Origin of the sequence: Xanthomonas fragariae, assembly GCF_900183975.1 — a bacterium.
Lineage (GTDB): Bacteria > Pseudomonadota > Gammaproteobacteria > Xanthomonadales > Xanthomonadaceae > Xanthomonas > Xanthomonas fragariae.
This window is the reverse complement of sequence record NZ_LT853882.1, coordinates 1,563,636-1,580,238: the sequence shown is the minus strand read 5'-3', so window position 1 is coordinate 1,580,238 and position 16,603 is coordinate 1,563,636. Positions and strand designations below refer to the sequence as shown.

Annotated in this window: 15 protein-coding genes, 1 other RNA gene and 3 pseudogenes; 8 read left to right on the top strand and 11 right to left on the bottom strand. The window is 63.7% G+C overall.

The features are described 5' to 3' along the window. Window positions 1-100 precede the first annotated feature (100 nt). Window positions 101-2,665, top strand: coding sequence for a bifunctional lysylphosphatidylglycerol flippase/synthetase MprF (mprF, locus tag PD885_RS07310; RefSeq protein ID WP_002814464.1), 2,565 nt, complete (start codon window positions 101-103; stop codon window positions 2,663-2,665). A 362-nt stretch (window positions 2,666-3,027) separates the two neighbouring features. Here mprF and PD885_RS07305 read toward each other — a convergent pair whose 3' ends face one another. From PD885_RS07305 to PD885_RS07270, 9 genes and pseudogenes are all read right to left on the bottom strand, one after another. After that, window positions 3,028-4,401 (bottom strand): virulence factor family protein, encoded by a 1,374-nt coding sequence (locus PD885_RS07305; protein ID WP_088056747.1) that lies wholly within the window; start codon window positions 4,399-4,401, stop codon window positions 3,028-3,030. A gap of 75 nt (window positions 4,402-4,476) precedes the next feature. After that, a complete protein-coding gene (locus PD885_RS07300; protein ID WP_002814467.1) occupies window positions 4,477-4,659 on the bottom strand; it encodes an oxidoreductase-like domain-containing protein in 183 nt (60 codons plus the stop codon). Between the two features lie 62 nt (window positions 4,660-4,721). Next, window positions 4,722-5,076, bottom strand: a pseudogene (locus PD885_RS07295) (hypothetical protein). Between the two features lie 42 nt (window positions 5,077-5,118). Continuing rightward, window positions 5,119-5,277 (bottom strand): annotated as a pseudogene (locus PD885_RS20580) (RNA 2',3'-cyclic phosphodiesterase); the annotation flags it as partial. Window positions 5,278-5,296: 19 nt separating this feature from the next. Further along, the gene (locus tag PD885_RS07290) at window positions 5,297-6,664 is read right to left on the bottom strand and encodes an IS5 family transposase (protein ID WP_088057109.1); all 1,368 of its coding nucleotides are present in this window, start codon (window positions 6,662-6,664) and stop codon (window positions 5,297-5,299) included. Between the two features lie 118 nt (window positions 6,665-6,782). After that, window positions 6,783-7,229: pseudogene (locus PD885_RS07285) on the bottom strand (2'-5' RNA ligase family protein); the annotation flags it as partial. Window positions 7,230-7,503: 274 nt separating this feature from the next. Beyond that, a complete protein-coding gene (locus tag PD885_RS07280) occupies window positions 7,504-7,959 on the bottom strand; it encodes a PA2169 family four-helix-bundle protein (protein ID WP_002814478.1) in 456 nt (151 codons plus the stop codon). 223 nt (window positions 7,960-8,182) lie between these two features. Next, window positions 8,183-8,353 carry a hypothetical protein gene (locus tag PD885_RS07275; protein ID WP_002814480.1) on the bottom strand — a complete coding sequence of 57 codons (171 nt, stop codon included), beginning with the start codon at window positions 8,351-8,353 and terminating at the stop codon, window positions 8,183-8,185. A gap of 195 nt (window positions 8,354-8,548) precedes the next feature. Next, window positions 8,549-9,757, bottom strand: coding sequence for an MFS transporter (locus tag PD885_RS07270; protein ID WP_088056746.1), 1,209 nt, complete (start codon window positions 9,755-9,757; stop codon window positions 8,549-8,551). Window positions 9,758-10,001: 244 nt separating this feature from the next. Here PD885_RS07270 and PD885_RS07265 point away from each other — a divergent pair, with 244 nt between their 5' ends. After that, complete coding sequence (locus PD885_RS07265; RefSeq protein WP_088057108.1) at window positions 10,002-11,138, top strand: alkene reductase; 1,137 nt, start codon at window positions 10,002-10,004, stop codon at window positions 11,136-11,138. Window positions 11,139-11,282: 144 nt separating this feature from the next. Here PD885_RS07265 and PD885_RS07260 read toward each other — a convergent pair whose 3' ends face one another. Next, on the bottom strand, window positions 11,283-11,624 hold the full coding sequence (locus PD885_RS07260) for an alkylphosphonate utilization protein (protein ID WP_002814486.1): 342 nt from the start codon (window positions 11,622-11,624) through the stop codon (window positions 11,283-11,285). A gap of 59 nt (window positions 11,625-11,683) precedes the next feature. On the opposite strand from PD885_RS07260, the gene PD885_RS07255 reads away from it, so the two are divergent. The 5 genes from PD885_RS07255 to PD885_RS07235 all read left to right on the top strand — a co-directional run bounded on the left by PD885_RS07255 (window position 11,684) and on the right by PD885_RS07235 (window position 15,561). After that, the gene (locus tag PD885_RS07255) at window positions 11,684-12,490 is read left to right on the top strand and encodes an IS5 family transposase (protein WP_002802516.1); all 807 of its coding nucleotides are present in this window, start codon (window positions 11,684-11,686) and stop codon (window positions 12,488-12,490) included. A gap of 90 nt (window positions 12,491-12,580) precedes the next feature. Then, window positions 12,581-13,648 carry a cation diffusion facilitator family transporter gene (locus PD885_RS07250; RefSeq protein ID WP_238395957.1) on the top strand — a complete coding sequence of 356 codons (1,068 nt, stop codon included), beginning with the start codon at window positions 12,581-12,583 and terminating at the stop codon, window positions 13,646-13,648. 72 nt (window positions 13,649-13,720) lie between these two features. Then, window positions 13,721-13,796, top strand: a non-coding RNA gene (locus PD885_RS07245) — sX9 sRNA. A 19-nt stretch (window positions 13,797-13,815) separates the two neighbouring features. Then, a complete protein-coding gene (locus PD885_RS07240) occupies window positions 13,816-15,192 on the top strand; it encodes an Hsp70 family protein (protein WP_002814493.1) in 1,377 nt (458 codons plus the stop codon). Between the two features lie 183 nt (window positions 15,193-15,375). Further along, complete coding sequence (locus PD885_RS07235; RefSeq protein ID WP_002814496.1) at window positions 15,376-15,561, top strand: hypothetical protein; 186 nt, start codon at window positions 15,376-15,378, stop codon at window positions 15,559-15,561. Between the two features lie 143 nt (window positions 15,562-15,704). On the opposite strand, the gene PD885_RS21380 is transcribed toward PD885_RS07235, so the two are convergent. Further along, window positions 15,705-15,917 carry a DUF4097 family beta strand repeat-containing protein gene (locus PD885_RS21380; RefSeq protein ID WP_156785387.1) on the bottom strand — a complete coding sequence of 71 codons (213 nt, stop codon included), beginning with the start codon at window positions 15,915-15,917 and terminating at the stop codon, window positions 15,705-15,707. A gap of 135 nt (window positions 15,918-16,052) precedes the next feature. Between PD885_RS21380 and greB the strand changes: the two genes are divergently transcribed. Beyond that, the gene (gene greB, locus PD885_RS07225) at window positions 16,053-16,556 is read left to right on the top strand and encodes a transcription elongation factor GreB (protein ID WP_002814501.1); all 504 of its coding nucleotides are present in this window, start codon (window positions 16,053-16,055) and stop codon (window positions 16,554-16,556) included. The last annotated feature ends 47 nt before the right edge of the window (window positions 16,557-16,603 follow it).

Genomic DNA, 16,603 nt, shown 5'->3' with positions numbered 1-16,603 from the left:
GCATGCACCATCAACCCGACTGGCCCATGCAGACCGACCACACGCGGGCCACATATCGTGCAGGCGCCCTGCGCCCCTTTCAGCAGATCCCGTTACCCTCATGATGGATCACTCCGTGTCTTCCGAAGCGCCTGCCAGCGGTTGGCGTCGTGCCATGCCGGTCATCATCAGCCTGGCGATTATGGCGATGGCGCTGCACGCGCTGTCCTCACAGTTCACCGACCTTGGCTATCACCAGATCAGCCAAGCGTTCCGTGCCCTGGGAGCTGGGCAGGTCGCGCTCACCCTGTTGCTGGGCCTGAGCAGTTACGTTTGTCTGGTGGGATTCGACTGGGTGGGGCTAAAGCGCACCGGCAAGCGGCTACATCCGGCGCGCGTGGGCATCACCGCCTTCATGGCGCATGCGGTCGGGCAGACGCTGGGCTTTGCCGCGCTCACCGGCGGCGCGGTGCGCCTGCGCGGCTATGGCAGCGTGGGGCTGACGCTGGCCGAGATCGGGCAGGTGGTGCTGATGAGCACGCTGGGCTTCATTTTCGGTGCCTGGGTGCTGATCTGCCTGGCGCTGATGCTGGAACCGGAAGCGGCCGCGCGTGCGGTGCCGATCGCCGCACAAGGCGTCCGCGCCGCCGGTATCGCCTTGCTGGTCGGCTACCTTGCCATGTTGGTGCTGGTCGGCAAGCAAGGCCGCGAATTCGGCATCCGCAGCCATCGTTTCTGGCTGCCCGACCGCGCCACCGTGCTCGGCGTGACTGCGCTCAGCGTGGTCGAACTGGGCCTGGCCGCGGCGGCGTTCTACGTGCTGCTGCCGCCGGATCCAGGTACCGGCTACTTCGGTTTCATCGGCATCTGGCTGGTCGCGGTGGTCGCCGGGCTGATCTCCACCGTGCCAGCCGGCCTGGGCGTGTTCGAGTGGAGCCTGCTCAAGCTGCTGCCGCATGTCGCCCCTGCCGCAGTGCTGGCGGCCGCGCTGGCCTACCGCGTGACCTATTACATCGTGCCGTTGCTAATCTCGGTGGCGATGGCGGCCGCCTCGGGGCTGGGCGCGCCGGTACGTGCCAGCGCCAGTACCGCCCGCACGGTGTGGAAGGCGTTGCGTCCGTGGCTGCCGCAGATTCTAGCCTTGGCGGTGTTTGCAGTCGGCGCGACACTGGTGATCGACGGCACGCTGCCGACGCCGCGCGCACGCCAGGAAGTGGCGCCGCTGCCGCTGATCGAAACCTCGCATCTGCTGGTCAGCCTCGGCGGCATGCTGCTGCTGTTGATCGGCCAGGGGCTGCAGCGTCGCAGTCATGCCGCCTGGATGCTGGCGCTTGGCGTGTGCGTGCTGCTGCCGCCGCTGGCGCTGCTGCGCGGCAGCCATATCTCGGTATCGCTTTCGGCGGCGCTGGCCGCAGTCGCGCTATGGGCCGCGCGGCGCGAGTTCTATCGCCAGGGCGCGCTGCTGGATGAAGCCTGGTCGTGGCGCTGGCTGAGTAATCTGGGCCTGGTGCTGGTGGCCACGTTCTGGCTGCTGTTCTTCGTCTACAGCCATGTCGAATACAGCAACGACCTGTGGTGGCAGTTCGCCACCTCGGCCAATGCGCCGCGTGCGCTACGCGATGCGTTGATCCTGTGTGTGGGCGTGATCGTGTTCGGCATGGCGCGGCTGCTGCGTGGCGGGCGCCGCCCGTTGCCGGCCGCCGATGCGCAGACGTTGCAGACGCTAGCCCCGATCCTGGACACCAGCATCGACACCCAGGCCTGTCTGGCATTGATCGGCGACAAGGCGTTTCTGCGCGATGAGCAGGGCCGCGGCTTTGTGATGATGCAGCGCTACGGCGGCTCGCTCATCTCGATGGGCGACCCGGTCGGCCCGCCCGAGGTTGCACGTGCGCTGACCTGGCGCTTCCGTGAAGAAGCCGACCGCATGGGCCTGCGTCCGGTGTTCTATCAGGTCGGCGAAAAATACTGGCAAACCTATCTCGACATGGGCCTGACGCTGGTCAAGCTGGGCGAAGAAGCGATCGTGCCGCTGCAAGATTTCACCCTGGAGGGCCGCGATCGCGCCGATCTGCGCCAGGCATGGAACCGCGGCAAGCGTGGCGGGCTGACCTTCCGGGTGCTGCAACCCGAGCAGGTGGATGCGGTGTTGCCGCGTCTGTCCGAGGTGTCCGTGCAGTGGCTGGAAGAAAAATCCGGTGAAGAAAAGGGCTTCTCGCTGGGCAGCTTCGATGCCGACTATCTGCGCCGCCTTCCGTTGTGCGTGGCCGAGGCAGAAGGGGAGATCGTCGCCTTCGCCAATGTGTGGCGGGCGCCTGCCGGCGGCGAGCTGTCGGTGGATCTGATGCGGCATAGCGCGCAAGCCCCGAAGGGCACAATGGATTTCCTGTTCATCGAGCTGTTTCTGTGGGGGAAGGCCAACGGCTATACGCGCTTCTCGCTGGGCATGGCGCCGCTGTCGGGCCTGGCCGAGCACCGCCTGGCCGGCCGCTGGAACCGTTTCGCCAGCCTGGTCGCACGCCACGGCGAACGCTTCTACGGATTCAGCGGGCTGCGGCGTTTCAAGTCCAAGTTCGCCCCGACCTGGCGCCCGCGCTACTTGGTCGCACCGGGCGGCATGCATCTGCCGGCCGCGTTGCTGGACGTCACCCGTTTGATCTCGGTGGATCCGGGCCGGCAGGAATGAGGCCTGGTGCCTAGTATGTGCCAGGTCTGCGAGGGATGTTGATTGCCTGATCGAGTGCTGCTCGAACGTGCTGCTCGAACGATCACTCCCTGATCGTCTTCGCGTTAATCCACCCGCCGCATGACCGGTCCCACATCAAGAAGGCATCCAAGCAACACTCATCGCCTAGCTGCAGAGCCACGCTCGTACCCAGGTTGCACGGCCCGGCTGCTCATTACTCACACACAGTGAGTACAGCAACACACAGTGAGTACAGCACCCGCGATACGGTCCAAGCCGGGCTGCGAGCGCAACCAGAATGCGGCCTTGTCGTCACCCAGCAACGCTGGCGTGCCAGCGAAACACCGATGCAGTATATACCCTCACGGTTTCGACAGCCCATGCAACTGCTCAATGATCGCCCTGGCCACTGTCGGGTAATCGTCGTTGTAGTGGTGATCGCCCGGCAGCGCAACGCGCTTGGCGGAATCAGCCGGCAGGCTCGGGCACAGCGCCTCCTCGTCGTCCTGGCCGTAGATGCACACGGTGGTGCCGGCGGGCAGACGCTGCACTTCCGGCGCAATCGGCAGCCCTTCGTCGTCCGAGCCAAGCCAGTTGCTGACATGGAATTCGTAGTCGGCCAATTTTCCGGCCGACACCAGCGCGGTCAAGCGAATATTCCGCTTGGTCTGCGCCGGTAGTTTGTTGATCGCCGCCGGCAGCACGTCCGCGCCTTGCGAGAAACCGATCAGAACCAGCCGCTGCCGTTGCCAGCGCTGCGCGTATACGCGCGCGATGCGGTCCAGGTCGGTGGACAAGCCCTGCGGCGTGCGTTCGGTCCAGAAGTAACGCAGCGAATCTAGTCCGACCACCGGGATGCCCTGCGCAACCAGGTTCTTGGACACTTCTTCGTCCAGGCCGGCCCAGCCACCGTCGCCGGAAACGAAGATCACGAAGGTGTCGTCGTCGCTGTCGCCATCGGGTTTGGCGGGCATTTCCACCACTGGCAGATCGGCCAGATTGCCCGGCGGCGGCGGCAACGCCACGCCCTTCTGCTCTCCCAGCACGCGGGCAGCGGCACGCAAGCCGGGCAGGATGTCGCCCTGCGGGGAGCGTGTAAAAGTACGCGCCTGCGGAACCTGCTTGAGGAAGCTGTCTTCGGCGGCGGCCGGGCAACGCTTGTCCTGGCTGCCGGCCAGTACCCAGGGAATCTGCAGCGGCACCGGCACCAGCGTATTGCTGCCCGGACGCACACCCCATTTGCAGATCGCCTGATCGGACACCATGGCCGGGCACAACCCGTCGGTGAGCAGGCCGGCCAGCATATGTGGTTTGGCTTGCGTAGCGCTAGCATAGGCCAATGCGGCGCCTTCTCCATCGCCCACCAGCAGCGGCAGGCGGTAAGTGGGCAGGTGGTGGACGGCCTGCGCGTAGCGCGCGAAGTTCTCCACATCGCCGACCGAAAACGTGCAGGGCTTGCCGACCTTGCGCAGCACGACGTACAGATGCGCGGTGTCCACCAGCGCCACCATCGCGCCGTCGGCACGCAAGGCTTCCGCCTGTGCCTGACGCTTGGCGGCATTGCCGGCACCGGCCAGCCAGATCACGACGCGCTGCGGTTCGCCCTTGGGCATCAGCAACGGCACCTGCTCGAAGCTGCCATGACTCACCAGTTCCGGCGCCTGCGCGGCGACCATGCCCGACAGCGTCAACACTGCCGCGCCGCAGAGCATGCTCCACATCTGAAGTCGTCGCATGTCACACCGTCGGTAAAATTAGTTCAAAGATAAATATAATCTTTCCGGCCTGCACCGGGAAGTGCCGGAACCTGCTTATTGCACCTTCGCCGACCGGCGCGCTTCCCAGGCCGCCAAGGCCTGGCGGTAACGCACCAATTCCTCTGCATACAGATCGTGCACGCACAGCGGGCAACCGCTCTGGCAGCACGCGTTGGCCGCCGGTGGCGCAGGGGCTGTCGGGCGTGGATCGGGACTGGAAGCAGCGCTGTCGGACATATGGTTATTGTAACGTGCGCGTCCACTGCGTCCGGATGTCCCCCCGGCTCAGCGGATGCGGATCAGCGCCCCAGCCGCCGGCGCAGATTGGCCGGCGCCGCAGCGTCGTAGCGCGTATGGACGTGGTCGCTCAGAAAGATCCGCGGGCGCTTGAGCAGACAGGACAGGAAGCGCTGGCGGTTGAGCCGGAACAGCACGCTGGGCACATGCCCGCGATATTCCTCATCTTGGAAAAGCACCGCCAGCCAGACCTCGACCGGCTGCTGCCAGCCCGGCCCGGCCGCGACCTCGGCGTAATGCTCCAGCAGCGCGCGCACGTTGCCGAAGTGATGGTAGGCGCGGCGGCGTGGCGTAGGCTTGTTCGAGCGCGGCCAGCTGCTCGGCATGCAACGCGAGCGGTGTTGTGGTGGCATCTATACGCGCAGGCTAAAGCATGTGCGCGCGCATCGACGCAGCGGCTCAGCGCAGTAACCAGCGTCCTTGGATCTGGTAACGCGACTGGCCAAGAAAGCTGCGCACAAGCGCGAACTCGCGCACTGTCCAGGCAAGCGCATCGCGGCGCCGCTGCGGCAACGACTGATTGCAATACAGCAGTGTCATATGTGCCGTGTACTGCGTCGTCCCTGAAAAATCCCCTTCAAGCGCCAAGTGCCGTCGGTGACAGCGGCACGGCGCTAAAGCATGACCATCCCATCGCCCGCATCCAGGCACGCAAAAACGCGATCCAGCGCAGCAGCCAGCGCAGGTTGTAGCCGGCGGCGCAGCCGAGCACGTGCAGCGCATCGCCTTGGGCACCCTTCAGCCTGCAGCGACGCAACCGGCAGTCGTCTTTCAGATGTCCGATCACCGGCTCCACCGCCTGCCGTCGCTTGATCCAGCGCCATTGCCGCCGCGTCAGCGTCTTGGCCTTGCCGCGATGCAGGACCTGCACGCCATCGACTTCGCGCCCGCGATCGCCCAGGTCCACGATCGCCACCGTCGGTTCTACGCTCACATCCTGCAGCAACCCGCGTGTCTGCTCCAGCTGCTCGGCCAAGGTATCGCCGTCGTACGGGTTGCCCGGGAAGCTGCGCGCACCCACGACCAATCCCTTGCAGGCGGTGACCGCAATGCCGACCTTGACGCCGAATTCGTACGCTTGACGCGCCTTGCCCTTGCCGATGCATTCCACTTCTGGGGCATGCAATGCGTACAGTTTTTGTTTGTCCTTCGGACGCTGCGTGTACAGCCGTTGCGCACGTTCCAGCCAGACAGCGATGCGCTCGCGCACGCCGGTGTTTACCTGATCGAGTTTGCGTTGGATGTCGCGCATGAGCCGTCCCAGCACTGTGCGTTGACGTCGCAAGATGCGCCGCATCCGCTTGAACTGGCGCGCATGCGCATACCGACCTGCCTTGCGGCTCAGGGCCGGGCCTTGCCGCGCGTAGCTCTGCCGCAATCCGATGCCGTGCCGCTTGGCCACTAAAACCAGCTTCTTGCGTGCCACCTCCAGCAAACGGCTGTCGGTCGGATAGGCGATCGCCTTCTCTTGCACCGTGGTGTCCACGATCACCCGCGACAACTCGCGTGCGTCCACCGCCTGCATGGCATGTGCGGCGTTGATGGTGTGCGCCAGCAGCTCTTCCATCCCGGCCTCACCCAGGCGCTGCCGCCAGCGCGTCAGCGAGCTGGCATCGCACGGCAAGCGCGTCTGGAACACGACCTCACCGGTGAAGAACTGCCAGTACGGATTCTCCAGCCAGCGCTCGCACACCGCTTCATCGGACAGGTCGTAGGCGTGTTTGAGGTAGAGCAAACCGGCAATCAGCCGCACCGGCAATGCCGGCCGACCGCCACCGGCCTGGGTGGCCGGCAAGCGCGATGAAAGTGCTTGCTCCAACGCCGTCCACGGCATCCGTTGGCTCAGCCGCGCCAGCCGATGACGCAGATCGATCTGGTTCTCCAGCCGCGAACGAAACAACTCGTCGGCAGGCATGTCTTCGGCAGCAGGACGGCGTGTACGCATGACTGAAAATTGCCAGAAACCAGCCTTCAGCGTAGCGAACACTGGTAGTTCTGGCACGCCGGTGCAGACATCAATGCCTTGCGGTCGTTGGGTGGTTGGGGTTTTTCAGGGGCGACTACTGCGCATCGCCGGCAATGCCGACACGCGCGAGCTGCCGCCCCAACGCGCCTTGCAAGTCATGCAGCCCACGGACCCGATCTTCGCCACGCAGCACACAGGGAAGCTGCGAGCGCCGCCCACCGAAGGTACCGACCCGATCGAGCTCCACATCGAAGGCATCTAGCACCACGCGCTCAGCCGCCTGACTGGCGCGACTCAACAACGATGGCGGCAAGCCTCCGGCGTAGTCGCCCAGATGATGCAGGGTCACATGCAGGCGCTCGCGCCCGAGCGGCTTGCCGTCCACTTGCCCGGCCTGCAACAAACCTTCGGCGATGTTCGCCGCACGCTCGGCAGTGTGCGCATCGGCCATCACCGCAAAAAACAGGCGTTCGGTGGTCTTTTCTTCCCCCAAGCCCAGTGACAACTGCGCTTGGGCCGATGACAGGTACAAGAAATGCTGCATGGGTGATTCCACGGCCGCGCAACGCGCGGCCTGCCTGAGGAAAGGCGGCGGATACTAGCAGACCAGCCGTATATCGAATACGTCGAAAAAACCCTGCCAATGTGGAACGTAGCGACGCGCGTGGAACTGCAATGGAAGCGTCGCAGATCGGCATCGGAACGATCGGCAACTCAAAAAAGAAACGGGCAGCTCGCGCTACCCGTTTTCGCCTCTATGGATTTCAAGCCAGAGCTGCATCGCTTCGGTGGCGATGCAATCAAGTCACGCTCGCAGTTTATGCGGCGCTCTTCATCGCATGCTTGTGGTTGCGCATCACGTCATGACAGGCGCGCACTTCCGGTAGTAGGCGCAGTGCGGCATCGCGTGCAGCGGCCGGGGTGTCCTGGTCTGCGATTGTCTCGTCGAACGCCTTCAGCAGGCGATCTTCCGACTCTTCCAGCTCGGCCACGTAGCCGTACTTGGTATCGCCCAGCGTTGCGCGGACCTTGCCGTAGAACTGCTGCATGCTGCCCACCAGCGTGCCGCTCTTTTCTGGCGTACCGCCCACCGATGCAACCACACTGCTCAGACTGCTAACGATGTCGGTCTTGACGCTGGCAATGCGACGGAAAAGCGTCGCAAGTTCCACATCGCCCACCTTGGCGGCGGCTTCGTCGTAGAAGTCCTTGCCGTCGCGGGAAATGGCGATGAGGTCGTTGAGGCTATGCTCGGTTTTGCTCTGAATGCTCATGTATGGCTCCTTGTTGCGATGGGCCGGCGCTGCGCTGCTGTCACTGCAGTGCGCTTGCGACGGAAAGTGAGTCAATCGATGGATTGATTGCACTACCTTGGCGTTGTGTACGGCCTCATCCTGACGTTGCGACCATAATCGGCATGTGAGCGCTGCGGGCATCGTCATCACGCCATCTTGCCAACGATGAATCGTGATTCACCGATGCCAATGCGAGCTCGACTCATTTGGGCTGCCGGCTCGCCCACATGTTGTCGACCAAATTGGGATACGGCCGCCCTGCTTCTTCGGCACGTTGTTTTGCTGCGGCCTTCTGCGCATCCGTCAGCAGCGTGGATGCGGATTTACGCTTGGGATTACGGCGTTTCCACGGCGGTGGAGTGAATTCGGTCATGACACTGTTCGTTCCGCTTGCGATCGAGCCAGCAGTCTCACTGCCAGGCCGTGAGTTGGTCGTGGATACAAAACGTGCAGCCAATGCAACCTGTTGCGCAGCGACGCAGATCGCCCGCAACGCATCGATGCAAGTGGCAGCGCTGATTGCTCCAGGCCGTCTCGAACCGACCACATCTCAGCAACTTGCGACCCATCAACAACTCGCCACCAACGTGCGTTGCCGACGCTCTTGCCACACCGCCAATACATAGACCAACAGACCACCGAACGCAGTCGCCGCGCCGACATAACCGGTGGAGGTCCAGCCCCATCCTGCGGTGATCGCCATACCGCCCAGCCACGGACCAAGTGCGTTGGCGGTATTGAATGCTGCATGGTTGGACGCTGCAGCCAGCGTCTGCGCATCGTTCGCCACGTCCATCAACCGCGTCTGCAATGCCGGCGCCAGGGCGCCCATCGTGCCGACCGCCACGATGGAGACGAACACCCATAACCCCGAGTGCGCAGCCAATGGAAAGGTCAGCATCACCGCCACCGACCAGACCAACAGCACCGGCACCGCGCGGAACTGCATGCGATCGAACAACCACCCACCCAGGATGCTGCCGAGCACGCCGCCCACGCCGAATGCGACCATAGCCAGCGGAATGCGCGCCGGCTCCACGCCGGTGACGGCGGTCAAGGTCGGCGCCAGGTAACTGAAGACGCAAAACATTCCGGAAAATCCCACCGCCCCAATCGCCAACGCCAGCCACACCTGCGCCTGATTGAACGCACGCAGCTCGCGTAACGGCTGCTGCCGCGGTTCGTCCGGCTGCGGCGGCAGCAAGGCCGCGACGGCGGCGACAGTACCTAGCGCAATCACCGAGACGGACGCATACGACCAGCGCCAGCTGACGCTCTGGCCAAGCCAGGTCGCCAACGGATTGCCCACCAGCAAGGCCACGCTCAAGCCCAATAGCACGCGGCCCACCGCGGTGGCGCGTTGATTGGGCGGGCTGATCGACGCGGCCACCAACGAAGCGACGCCGAAATACGCACCATGCGGCAAGCCGGCGATGAAGCGACACAGCAGCATCGTGTGATAGCTCGGCGCCAACGCACTGGCGAGGTTGCCCAGCGCGTAGAACACCATCAACAGCAGCAACAAGGTGCGCCGCGGCCAGCGTGCGCCCCAAATCGCCAGCAACGGCGCGCCGACCACCACACCCAACGCGTAGGCAGTGATGACGTGGCCCACCTGAGGCTCGCTGATCTGCAAGCCCTGCGAGATCTGGGTCATCAGGCCCATCGTGGAAAATTCGCTGATGCCGATCGCAAAGCCGCCCATCGCCAGCGCCAAGAGAATCAACACGTAATCGCGCCGGGACACGCGCGGCGGTGAGAGCTCGGTATCGGGCATGCCCGACTCCAGAAATGGCGGGGCAGTTTAGTATTGTGCAATGCGGCAATCGATGAAAGGCCGTTGCTCTGTGCAATCCAGCGCCAGGTCCTGGCGCGTCACAGTTCTGCAAGTTTCATTGCCCGGGAGACGCTGTGTCCTGTCGGCACCACTCGAAGCCGGCTGGTTCCGCCTCCATATTTGGGGAGCACCGCGATCGGCGCGGCGTCGCGCTTGACGCGTAATCAACCTCGACTGGTTGCTGATGCTCGAATCCACTGAATCCCCCTTGTTCTTCCCGGTGCGCCTGGGCGCGCTGGAGCTTGCCAACCGCGTGATCATGGCGCCGCTGACGCGTAACCGCGCCGTCGCCGGGCAGGTACCTTCACCACTGGCCGCCGAGTACTACGGCCAGCGCGCCAGTGCTGGCTTGATCGTTGCCGAAGGTGCGCAGATCAGCGCACTCGGCCAGGGCTATCTGGATACGCCCGGCATCCACACCAAAGAGCAGGTCGACGGTTGGCATACGGTCACCGATGAAGTGCACCGCCGCGGCGGCAAGATCGTGCTGCAGCTGTGGCATGTCGGTCGCGTTTCGCATACCAGCGTGCTGCCGCCGGGCGAAGTGCCGGTCGCACCCAGCGCCATCCGCGGCGAAGGCAAGACCTACACCAAGAACGGCTTCGAGGATGTGTCCGAGCCGCGCGCACTTGCATTGGGCGAAATCCCCGCATTGATCGAGGACTACCGCATCGCTGCGCGCAACGCGATCGATGCCGGCTTCGACGGCGTAGAAGTGCACGCAGCCAACGGCTATCTGCTGGACCAGTTCCTGCGCGACGGCTCCAACAAGCGCACCGACGCCTACGGCGGCGATTTCGAAAACCGCACCCGCTTGCTGACCGAAGTGGTGCAGGCCATTGCCGACGAGATCGGCGCCGAGCGCACCGGCGTGCGCCTGTCGCCGGTCACCCCGGTGTACGGCATCCACGATTCCGATCCGCAGCCGTTGTTCGAGCATGCGGTCGAGCGCCTCAATCTGATCGGCGGGCTGGCCTTCGTGCACGTGATCGAAGGTGCGACCGGCGGGCCGCGCGATAACGTCGCCTTCGACTACGCCGCCCTGCGTGCGAAGTTCGACGGTGCATGGATCGGCAACAACGGCTACGACCGCGCGCTGGCCGAAAAAGCTATCGACAGCGGCTATGCCGATGCGATCTCGTTCGGCCGCCCGTTCATCGCCAATCCAGACCTGCTGCGTCGTCTGCGCGAGAACGCACCACTGGCCGAGCTCGACCAGGCCACCCTGTACGGCGGCGGTGCCAAAGGCTACATCGACTACCCCGCACTTCCCAACAGATCGCCCAACAGCGACTCACAGCACGACTGCGCTCACCGTTAGGCGGGCGTGGCAGGCGCTCGGTGCTGCGGCATGTACCACGCATACATCTCGCTGATGCGGCAGAGCTGCGTGGGCGGTGCGATGTATCCACGCAATTGATTGCACGGCATGCCAGGAGCGCGCTGAGTCAGTTGAGAACCACGTTTACGCCTTGCGCAGAAAACAGGTGTTCAGTACCAGACCCTTGGTCTTTTCCGAGTTACCTCCAATGTGCCCGGCATTGTTCTCGACCAGGCCGATATTGCGGATTATCGTGCCCTGCCCGAGCGGGATCGATGGGCCCTTAACCTTGAGATCCTTGATCACGGTCACCGTGTCGCCGGCCCGCCGCATATTGCCATTGCTGTCTTGCACCACCGTGGTGTTCGCGGCCGCCTCGCCTGCACGCCATTCGAAACTGCATTCCGCGCAGATCGACATCGCGCTGCCGGCATAAGAGTGGCCAACAAAACTACTGCGCAGCCGCCAGGCGGGCGCGGTGGGCATGCGATTTCCAAGGTTAGAGCGTGTTATGAACTTTGCCCTTGTCACGCTAACGTATACGGATGAAGCCTCGTAAGCCTTATTCCACCGATATTTCCGACGAAGAATGGGCCTTTGCGGCTCCCTATTTGACGCTGATGGACGTGCAGGCACCGCAGCGCAAGTATGAGCTACGCGCGATGTTCAACGCACTGCGGTGGATCGCGCGCGCCGGCGCACCATGGCGATTGCTTCCCAACGATTTTCCGCCCTGGGAAGCGGTGTATCAGCAAACACAGCGCTGGCTGCAAGCGGGCTGCTTTGAGGCCATGGTCAGTGATCTGCGCTCACTCTTGCGTGTGGCGCAAGGGAAAAAAGGCCAGCCGAGCGCGGTCATTTTCGATGCTCGCACGCTGCAGTCCACCTGCGAAAGCGGGCCGCGTGCTGGATACGATGGCTATAAACGCAAGAAAGGCAGCAAGGTACACATGGCCGTCGATACGCTTGGACATCTGCTCGCTGTCCAGGTGACGCCGGCTAATGAGCAGGAGCGCGCGCAAGTCCGATCGTTGGCACAAGAGGTACAACACGTGACCGGTGAAACGGTCAAGATCGCCTTTGTTGATCAGGGCTACACCGGTCAAGAACCGGCGCAGGCGGCCACGGAAGAAGGCATTGAGTTGCAAGTGATCAAGCTGCAAGAAGCGAAAAAAGGCTTTGTCTTGCTGCCGCGCCGTTGGGTTGTCGAGCGCAGCTTCGGATGGGCCAATCGTTTCAGACGGCTGGCACGCGACTACGAGCGATTGCCGGAAACCTTGGCCGGTTTGCACTTCGTCGTCTTCACGATCCTGATGCTTGGAAATGCAGCCACCCTCTTTCAAAGTTCATAACACGCTCTAGAACGGGCGTGGAGTGTTGCCCCCCGACCGCGCGATCACGCATTCAGCACGGCAGCGGCCCGATAGTGCGGCGCTTATCGAATGCCCTGCAGGTCGCGCGTGTCCAACGAGTCAGTGCCCACCCCATCGCGTACCACGCCGGGCTCCACCGACGCTGGAGACGCCAACCACGGCGCCACGGTTGCCGGCGCGACCAAACCCAAGGGCTCGCACTTGGTGGTATATGTGGCGTTGGCCGGCAATCTGGCCATTGCGATCGCCAAGTTCATTGCTGCGGGCATTTCCGGCAGCTCGGCAATGCTCAGCGAAGGTGTGCATTCGCTAGTGGACACCATCAACGAAATCCTGCTGCTGTACGGCCTGCGCCGCGCGGCTCAGGCACCCACTCCGACCCATCCGTTCGGTTACGGGCGCGAGTTGTACTTCTGGAGTTTCATCGTTGCGTTGCTGGTGTTTGCAATGGGCGCAGGTGTGTCGCTGTACGAAGGCATCGTGCATCTTCGCAATCCCGAGCCGGCCAGGAGCCATCTGATCGCCTACAGCGTGCTTGGCGTATCGATCATGTTCGAAGGCACTTCGTGGCTGGTCGCATTGCGCGAGTTTCGCTCCAGAAAAGGCCGCATGGGGTATTTCCAGGCCTTTCGCCAGAGCAAGGACCCAAGCACATTTACGGTGTTGCTGGAAGACAGCGCTGCACTGGTCGGCTTGTTCATGGCACTGCTCGGCCTTGCCGGGACGCAACTGTTGGACATGCCCGAGCTCGACGGCATCGCCTCGATCGGCATTTCCGGCGTGCTCGCATTTACCGCGTTCCTGCTAGCGCGCGAAACCAAAGGCTTGCTGATCGGCGAACCAGCGCACGCGCATGTCACCGAGTCGCTGCTGCGCATCGCCGCCAGCGACCCCGACGTGTGCGCCGCCAACGGCGTGCTCACCATGCAGATGGGCCCAAACCAGGTGGTTGCCGCGTTGAGCGCCGAATTAGAAGACAGCCGCACCACACCGCAGATCGAAGCCTGCGTTGGACGTATCGAAGCGGCTGCCAAGCAACAGTATCCCGAACTCACCGCACTGTTCATCAAGCCGCAAACGCCGGAGACCTGGCACGCACGTCGCGCGCAGATCGAACGTGGCGCAGCGAAGGATTAGCGCATTGGGAGAGTGGCTGACAAAACGACTGCGCTCACCATCAGGCGGGCGCGGCCGGTGCTCGGAATCGGCATGTGCCACGCGTACACTTCGGTTCCTACGCGCCGTCCGCACCCACCTGGCGGCTGCTCGCTACGTTTTGTTATCCACTCTTAGGCATGTTCTGCATGAAACTCGGCATCGACTTCGGTACCAGCAACTCCGCTGCTGCGGCGATCGTCGACGGGCAAGTACTGCCGGTACGCTTCGGCGAGGCCTTGCAGTTCCGCACCACAGTGTATTTCCCCGACACCATGCGCGATCCGGAGGATTTCAGGCTCACGCCCGCGCCGGAATACGAGGTCGAGCGGCTGGTCGACTCGGGCCGCCGCGACGCGCTCGCCGCCGGTCACACGCCCAATAACGACAGCCTGCGCCGCGATGCGATTCGCATCGTGCGTCGTCAATGGATGGAAAAACAGGTGCGCGAGCCACGCAGCTCCGCAGCCCTGCTACAGAACGCGGTGTATGGCGACGAAGCGCTGGATGCGTACTTGCTCGAAGGCGAAGGCAATCTGGTGCAGAGCCCCAAGTCGATGCTGGGCTACAACCTGCATCCACGCGCGCGCCAGACCATTACCGGCATTGCCACGCATGTGCTGGAACATATCCGGCTCACCGCCTCGCGCCAGTTCGACATCAATATCCGCAGCGCCACGCTGGGCCGCCCGGTACAGTTCCGCAGCTCGATCGGCCAAGCCGGTAATGCGCAAGCCTTGGATATCCTGCAGACCGCCGCAATCGCGGCCGGTTTCGATCACGTGGATTTCCTCGAAGAGCCCGCAGCGGCCGCGATGCACTACCACGTCAGCCACGACACCCGCCAAGACACCATGGTGGTAGACATCGGCGGCGGCACCACCGACGTCGCGCACGCCAGCGTCGGCGGCAGCGCCGCGCCGCAGGTACACCGCGCCTGGGGCATCGCGCGCGGCGGCACCGATATCGATCTAGCGCTAAGCCTGGCCGCCTACATGCCGTTATTCGGTCGCGGCATCACCCGCGTGCCGACGCATCATTACGTAGAAGCGGCGATGGTGCAGGACATGACCCGCCAACGCGAATTTCGCCTGCACAACTATCAAGACGTTCCCGCGCCGTTCGACAAGCGTTTGCAGGCGTTGCAGGCTACCGGCAATACCGCGCGTCTGTATCGCGGTGTGGAAGCCTGCAAGATCGCCCTCAGCGAGCTCGAGCAGCATGAGGCGGCCCTGGACTTCATCGAGCGCGGGCTGGGCGTGGATGTGCAGGCCAGTGCACTGGTCGCCTCTGCCTCCAACTATCTGGCCGAGTTGGAGGGCTTGCTCGCGCAGGTGAGTGCTGACATAACCGCACCACCAGCAACGGTGTTCCTGACCGGCGGCATGTCGCGCGCCGGCTATATTCGCGAGACGGTGGCGGCGGCTTTTCCGAAATCGCGCTTGGTGCATGGCGACCCGTCCTTCGGTGTGGTCCAGGGGTTGGCATGGGCGGCAGCACACGCAGCCCGTTCGTCAGCCGGTTAACACAAGGCGAAGCATTACCCCCTATGATAAGCGGTTGCTGCTCGACACCCCGTCGTCTTGCCTGCAAGGCACGCCCGCCGTGCCGCCGCGATTGCGCACCGAACGCGACCGCACCTCTCGATACTGCGCGCACCACCCTGGTCGCACGCGGCGTCACCGCACTTCCCCGCTACAGGAGGCTACATGGCACGTCCCGCGACCAAGCAGAAATCCCAGCCCAGCATCACTCGCAGCGAAGGCAAGTCGCAGCCGCTCAGTCGTGAGCGTATCGCTGCCGACATCGCCGCGTTCCGCAAGACCGGCGGTCGGATCGAAGTGCTCACCACCAACTTCGGCCCGACGCGCAACGACGGCGACAAGATCGCTTAAGCGCTACCCGGAAGCTGAAGTGTTTGTACTGACGTGCCACCGCAAGGTGGCACGTTTGTTTTCAGGCCTCGGTTGTGATCGATGCGCACCGAGCCCGAATGCAACTCCAGCTTGACGTCGCCATTGCCCGCCCAACGTCGCTTTCAGGCTCTTGCCGGGCCATATTCAGGTCGCTCCACCTTCCCGCCCACCGCGCGGATATTGCCGCTGAAGATCTCCGCATCCAACGCTGCCGACAAGTTGCGCGGAACTCCCAGCGCGATCGTGCCGCTGACGCTTTCCGCGGCGATGCTGCCGCCCGGTGCCAGCCCGGTCACCGTCAATGCCGCCTCGCCAGACACGCTTTCCGCGCTCAATTGCGACACCTGGCCCCGCCCAGCGTCACCCAGGAAATGGTCTGGCGCCCCTCGGGTGTGTGCAGCGGCAGATGCGCAAGCAGCCCATGCGCGCTAGCATCGCGCTTCCGCCGTTTCGATTCCTGAGCCTGCCCCATGAGCCGCTGGCGCCCCCCTGCCGAAAAAAGCACGGCGCTGATCACGCCCGAGGGCCATGCGCGGCTCAAGGCCGAGCTGGAAGATCTCTGGCGGGTTCGTCGGCCCGAGGTGGTGAGTGCGCTGGCTGCAGCCGCAGCCGAAGGCGACCGCTCGGAAAATGCCGAATACACCTACCGCAAGAAGCAGCTTGGCGAAATCGACCGCCGCGTGCGCTATCTCAGCAAACGGCTGGAAGCGCTGCGCGTGGTGGATATCACGCCGACCGACCCACGCGCCGTGTTCTTCGGCGCGCAGGTCGAATTGGAAGACGCCGACAGCGGCGAACTGCTGCACTACCGCATCGTCGGCCCGGACGAAACCGACGCCGGACGCGGCTGGATCAGTATTGATTCGCCGTTGGCGCGCGCATTGCTGAAAAAACGCGCGGATGACGAGTTCGAAGCGCAGTTACCTTCCGGCAAGCACACCTTTGTGGTGGTGTCTGTCTATTACGAGGCTTGAAACGCATGAATCTCAACCTATTGGACGCACTGGAAAGAATTGACCCA